This is a genomic window from Streptomyces sp. NPDC001732, from assembly GCF_053596315.1.
This window is the reverse complement of sequence record NZ_JBSFFY010000200.1, coordinates 1-1443: the sequence shown is the minus strand read 5'-3', so window position 1 is coordinate 1443 and position 1443 is coordinate 1. Positions and strand designations below refer to the sequence as shown.

The following is a 1443-nucleotide window of genomic DNA, read 5'->3' as shown; positions in this document are numbered from 1 at the left end:
TCGTCCAGGTGCTTCCCAATGCTGATGTCAAGCCGCCGCTGTCACTGGGGGTGTGACCTGGTAGCACCGTCGGTCACGAATCAGGGCCCACAGGACGTTGACGCGACGGCGTGCGAGCGCGAGGACGGCCTGGACGTGGCGTTTCCCCTCGGCGCGCTTGCGGTCGTAAAACTTCCGTGAGTTGGGGTCTCGTTGGACGCTGACCAGCGCGGAGATGTAGAAGACGCGCTGCAGACGACGGTGGTATCTCGTCGGTCGGTGGTCGTTACCGCTGACCTGGCCGGAGTCGCGTGGGGCGGGGGCCGTTCCGGCGAAGGCCGCGAGCCGGTCGGCCGTGGGGAAGGCGTCCAGGCTGCCGCCGACGGCAACGAGGAACTCGGCACCGAGGATCGTGCCGATGCCGGGCATGGACTGGATCACGTCGGCCAGTTCGTGTTCGCGAAACCGGCCCTCGATGAGTTTGTCGGTCTCGGTGATCTTCTCGTTGAGGGTCATCACCTTTTTGGCGAGGGTGTGCACCATCGTCGCGATGGCCTTCTCACCCACGACGGCGGTGTGCTGGCGCTCGGCGGCTTCAACCACCTTCTCGGCGAGGGAAGCAGCGTTGCAGACCTTGCGGTTGCGCAGCCAAGCGGTCAGCCGCCGGCTGCCCACGCGGCGGATCGCTACCGGTGTCTGGTAACCGGTCAGCAGCACCATCGGGCCGATGTTACCGAGGTCGAGGGCCCGTTCCAGGGCCGGGAACATGCTGTTCAGCAGGGCCCCCAGCCGGTTGGTGGTGCGGGTGCGGTCGGCGACCAGATCGACGCGGTGGTCGGTCAGCAGCCGCAGCTCGAGTGTGGCTTCGTCGCTGGGGCGGATCGGCTGGAGGTCGCGGCGCATCCGTGCCTGGTCGGCGATCACGCGGGCGTCACGGGCGTCCGTTTTGCCCTGGCCTCGGTAGCTGTCGGTGGCCCGGTTGACCGCGATACCGGGGATGTAGACGAGCTCCTGGCCATGGTTGACCAGCAGGGCGATCAGCAGGCCGGGCTCGCCGCCGGTCATGTCCAGCGCCCAGGTCGTCTTGCCGCCATCGGCGAGGTCCAGGACGTCACCGATCAGCTTCAGCAGCTCCGGCTCGTCGTTGGCCACCCGACGCGACAGCAGCGTGTCGCCCTCGCTGTCCAGGACCAGGCAGTGGTGGTGGGTCTTGCCGCAGTCGGTCCCCGCCCATATCCGGCTCATCGCGCTCCATTCGGTCGTACTTGCCTTGCGTACCACGGACGACCTCGCCGGCATTGCTCTACACAGCGACTTGTTCGCACTTCCCAATCGGCGGCCGAGTCGTCGTGGGGAGCCAGGCGGCCAAGCACCTGAAGCCACGAACGGCAGCCACTTGTCAGCCACACCCAGCTCCCCTGGGTGTCCTCACCCTACGAACGGGAGGATCAACCCGTTCAAGAA

General features: G+C 67.0%; 1 protein-coding gene. It reads right to left on the bottom strand.

Annotation, left to right across the window (positions count from 1 at the left end; all coding sequences use genetic code 11):
- Nucleotides 1-27 precede the first annotated feature (27 nt).
- Nucleotides 28-1224 (bottom strand): IS110 family transposase, encoded by a 1197-nt coding sequence (locus ACWCXX_RS41360; protein WP_451136481.1) that lies wholly within the window; start codon nucleotides 1222-1224, stop codon nucleotides 28-30.
- Nucleotides 1225-1443 lie beyond the last annotated feature (219 nt).